Source organism: Corynebacterium sp., assembly GCF_030152825.1.
Classification (GTDB): domain Bacteria; phylum Actinomycetota; class Actinomycetes; order Mycobacteriales; family Mycobacteriaceae; genus Corynebacterium.
Genome location: NZ_JASLIP010000049.1, coordinates 1 through 4,259 on the forward strand (window position 1 = coordinate 1; position 4,259 = coordinate 4,259).

The following is a 4,259-nucleotide window of genomic DNA, read 5'->3' on the forward strand; positions in this document are numbered from 1 at the left end:
TCCGGGGTGTGGCTGCCCGCCGGCGTCGTCGGTGGTGAGCTGAAGCCTGCCCGGAAGATCGCGGCGATCGGCATTCGCGTGACCCGCGGGGTGACGATGCACGGGGTGTCCCTGAATTGCGATAACACCATGGAGTACTACGGGCACATCGTGCCCTGCGGCATCGCTGATGCCGGGGTGACCACGCTGTCCGCGGAACTCGGCCGGAACGTCACCGTCGAGGAGTGCCGCGAGGCGCTGGAGAAGAACATCGTGGCAGCGCTGAACGGCGAGCTGGCGGTGCACAAGGACTAGCCGTGACGCTTGCTGAACCCGCAGTGTGATCAGTGGTGTTTCGGCAGGTCAACCGGCACTCCAGAGCTGTTAGCAATCATCGGGGGACCAGCGTAGGGTGGACTCCATGACTGTCAGCGCTAACGGACGCCGGATGCTCCGCATCGAAGCTAAGAACTCGCAGACCCCCATCGAAGCTAAGCCCCGCTGGATCCGCACCACCGCGAAGATGGGCCCCGAGTATCGGGACATGAAAAACCGTGTGACGGGCATGAGCCTGCACACCGTGTGCCAGGAGGCTGGCTGCCCGAATATCCACGAGTGCTGGGAGGACCGCGAGGCCTCCTTCCTCATCGGTGGCGATACCTGCTCCCGCCGTTGCGACTTCTGCCAGATTAAGTCCGGTAAGCCCACTCCCTTGGACCGCGACGAGCCGCGTCGTGTGGCGGAGTCCGTTCGCGAGATGGGCCTGAAGTACGCCACCGTCACGGGCGTGACCCGCGACGACCTGGACGACGAGGGCGCCTGGCTGTACGCGGAGGTCGTCCGCAAGATCCACGAGCTGAACCCGAACACGGGCGTGGAGAACCTGACCCCGGACTTCTCCAATAAGCCGGAGCTGCTGCAGATCGTCTTCGAGTCCCAGCCGGAGGTCTTCGCCCACAACCTGGAGACCGTGCCGCGCATCTTCAAGCGCATCCGCCCGGCCTTCAAGTACGAGCGTTCCCTGGAGGTCATCCGTGCGGCCCACGACTACGGGCTGATCACGAAGTCCAACCTGATCCTGGGCATGGGCGAGACCGAGGAGGAGGTCGTGGAGGCCATGCGTGACCTGCGCGAGGCCGGCACCGATATCCTCACGATTACCCAGTACCTGCGCCCGACCTCCATGCACCACCCGATCGAGCGTTGGGTGCGCCCGGAGGAGTTCGTGGCACACTCCGAGGCTGCTTATGACATGGGCTTCCCGGCCGTTATGTCCGGCCCGCTGGTTCGTTCCAGCTACCGTTCCGGTCGCCTCTACGCGCAGGCGATGCGCGCTCGTGGCCGTGCGATCCCGGAGAACCTCTCCCACCTCAACGAGAAGTTGGACGGCTCCACCCAGCAGGAGGCCACCAACCTGCTGGATAAGTACGGCGCTTCCGAGGAAACCCCGGTCGCGTACCGCTAGGAAAACACCAGCGGCGTCGCGCTGAGAAAATCCAGCGGCGTACCGCTAGGTTAAAAAGCGTTTAGACGCGCGTAAGGCTTCGCACCTTGCGCGCGTTTCTTTCTTTTTCGCTGCATGTTCTATCCTGGAAACCATGGCTAAGGACATCCGCGAGAAGGAAAACAAGAAGGCAGAAAAGGCCGCCAAGCGCGCCGCCCGCAAGGAGCAGCGTGGTCAGCTCTGGCAGGCCTTCAAGCTGCAGCGGCAGCGTGATAAAAAGCTGATCCCGCTGATGCTGGTGGGCTTTTTGGTGCCCGTCGTGCTTCTTCTCCTGCTGTCCACCGTCTTCGGCTGGTGGTGGGTGAACCTCATCGTGGGTATCCTGCTGGGCATCGCCGTGGCGGTGTGGGTGTTCACCCGTCGCCTCCAGGCGGGGGTGTACGAGCAGATCGAGGGCGAGGCCGGCGCTGCGGCCTGGACCTTGAGCAACCTGCGCGACGGCGTGGGCATGAAGTGGATTGTCGAGCCGGGCATCGCGCAGAACACGAACCTGGATGCCGTCCACCGCGTCGTCGGTACCCCGGGCATCGTCCTGGTCGGTGAAGGCGACTCGAACCGCGTGAAGCAGATGATCGCCCGTGAGCGGAAGAAGATCGCCCGCATCGCTGGCAACGCCCCGATCTACGACGTCATCGTCGGTGACGGTGAGGGCGAGGTTCCGGTCCGTAAGCTGCAGAACCACCTGATGCGCCTGCCGCGAAACGTGAAGAAGAACGAGGTCGATGCCCTGAACTCCCGCATCGATTCGATTTCCCGCCTGCAGTCCCCGATGGCGAATATGCCGAAGGGCCCGCTGCCGAAGGGTGGCCAGATGGCCGGTATGAACCGCCGCGCCCGCCGTGCTGCACAGCGTGGCAAGAAGTAAAATTTAAAATTATTTAGCGCTCAACCGGCCGCACTCTGTGGCCGGTTTTTGCTTGGATGCTTGGGATTGATTTGTGGAATTAACGAACATCGGGATCGTCATGCTGATGAACATGCTCGGCGTGATAACTCCCGGCCCGGATCTGTTTCTGGTGCTGCGGATGGCTTCCCGCTCGCGGAAGCATGCCTTCGCGGCGATCGGCGGGATCATCACGGCGCTGGTGTTCTGGTCGACGCTGACCGTGACCGGTGCGAGCGCACTGCTGAATAAGAAGCCGTGGATCCTGGATTATCTGCAGATCTTCGGTGGCCTGTGGTTGGGCTATATGGCCTTTAGCCTGCTGCGGCAAGTACGGGAGTACTACCGCACGCGGGTGGGGGCGAACGCTGATCTGGTGATGGCCCCAGGCTTGGGCTCGCCGCGTGCTGCCTACCGCACGGGCGTGGCGACGAACCTCTCGAACCCGAAGGCCGTGCTGTACTTCGCGGCGATTCTGGCGCCGTTTCTGCCGGTGGGTGCGCCGTGGTGGGTGTCTGTGGTGTACGTGATCACCATCATGGCCTCGGCAGCGATTGTGTTCAGCCTGATTGCGCTGTTCGTCTCGACGGAGCGGGTGCAGTCCCGGTTGCTCTCCGTCTCGCACCTCATCGACCTGGGTGCGGGGCTGTTCTTCGGCGTGTTCTCGGTGACGTTGCTGTACAACGGCCTGACTGGCCTGTTGCTGTAGGTCTTCGACGTCGCCGCCGGTCTGACATCCCCTCCCGCGGTTTCCCCGCCGTCCGGCCCCTCTTTCCGCGGCGCCCCCTATGCGTCAGCGGGTCGCCCCCCTCTTTCCTCAGCGATCCTTCGCTGGCCCCTTCCCCCTCGCGGTGAGGGGTGCTAGCGGGTCTTGATGACGCCGGTTTGGGTCACGCGGTCGTGCAGCCCGCGGCCGTCGGTGTCCTGGACGACCGGCGGGAACATGAAGATGGTCAGCAGGATGCGCACGAAGGAGCGCCAGAGTCCGACTCGCTGGGTGGCGTCGTCGAGGCGGGCGACACCGATGCCCATCACCGCGTGGCCTGGGGTCTGGGCCAGCAGCCAGACGGTGAGCAGGCGCAGCAGCACGAAGACCAGCATGGTGAGGGTGGACAGACCACCCAACTTGGTGGTCTGGGTGGTGATGAAGAACGCGATGCCCATGCTGAGGAACCAGTCGATGAGCAGGGCGATCATGCGGGGCATCAGCGTGGAGAGCGAGCCGGGCCCGTCCTTGGGCAGGCCGATGGCCTCACCGGCGTAGGAGCTGAGTTTGTTCGGGTCTTCGTTTTGGCCGGGCAGCTGGGGGCCTTCGAGCCAGGAGCGCTTCTGAGTCATGATGGTTTTGAGCCTATCCAAGCGCAGGGGCGGGAACAATTTCCCGCGCGCCTGCTGGGCTTATTAGGCTGCCCTGACCCAGCGCGGGGCTGAAGCTGTGCGCCCGGGCGGCCGACCATAAGCGGTGATGAGGTAACTGGCTCGGTGCAGGGCCACCGAGCGCTGGCGGGCGTGGCGACCGGAAGGGGCTTAGGCGCCACAACCGGAACCGGAGCGACTGGCCCGTCGCGGAGCCGGGACTGGTGCCCAGGGCTAGCGGCTGATCACCTTCTTCGTGGTGCGCGGCTTGGCGCCGAGGAACTGGCGCTTGAAGTACTCCGAGACGGAGCTGGCCCACTGCCCGGCGCCCGGCTTCACCTGGCGTCCCTTGGTCGCCCCGCCTCGCGCGCCGGGTGCCATGCCACCGTAGAAGCCGCGGCCACGTTGGTTGTTCTGAGCGGCTGCAGCCTGCTCGCCATGCGGTGTTGCCGTGGCCGAATAGCCGTGGCCGGTGCCGTGCATGCCCATGTGCGGGGCTGAGTTGGGTGTGCCCGGCGCGCCGACGCCATGCAGCCC

Annotated in this window: 4 protein-coding genes and 2 pseudogenes; 4 read left to right on the forward strand and 2 right to left on the reverse strand. The window is 64.7% G+C overall.

All coding sequences use genetic code 11. The features are described from left to right. From Q1V78_RS05900 to Q1V78_RS05915, 4 genes and pseudogenes are all read left to right on the forward strand, one after another. A pseudogene (locus Q1V78_RS05900) lies at window positions 1–294 on the forward strand (lipoate-protein ligase B); the annotation flags it as partial. 106 nt (window positions 295–400) lie between these two features. Continuing rightward, on the forward strand, window positions 401–1,444 hold the full coding sequence (gene lipA, locus Q1V78_RS05905) for a lipoyl synthase (protein ID WP_300612636.1): 1,044 nt from the start codon (window positions 401–403) through the stop codon (window positions 1,442–1,444). A 133-nt stretch (window positions 1,445–1,577) separates the two neighbouring features. After that, window positions 1,578–2,348: a DUF4191 domain-containing protein gene (locus Q1V78_RS05910; protein WP_300612638.1), complete on the forward strand. Its 771-nt coding sequence runs from the start codon at window positions 1,578–1,580 to the stop codon at window positions 2,346–2,348. Between the two features lie 73 nt (window positions 2,349–2,421). Continuing rightward, window positions 2,422–3,075 carry a LysE family translocator gene (locus Q1V78_RS05915; protein ID WP_300612639.1) on the forward strand — a complete coding sequence of 218 codons (654 nt, stop codon included), beginning with the start codon at window positions 2,422–2,424 and terminating at the stop codon, window positions 3,073–3,075. A gap of 152 nt (window positions 3,076–3,227) precedes the next feature. Here the strand turns inward: Q1V78_RS05915 and Q1V78_RS05920 are convergent, their stop codons facing one another. Next, window positions 3,228–3,704: an RDD family protein gene (locus Q1V78_RS05920; RefSeq protein WP_300612641.1), complete on the reverse strand. Its 477-nt coding sequence runs from the start codon at window positions 3,702–3,704 to the stop codon at window positions 3,228–3,230. A 252-nt stretch (window positions 3,705–3,956) separates the two neighbouring features. Continuing rightward, window positions 3,957–4,259: pseudogene (locus Q1V78_RS05925) on the reverse strand (hypothetical protein); the annotation flags it as partial.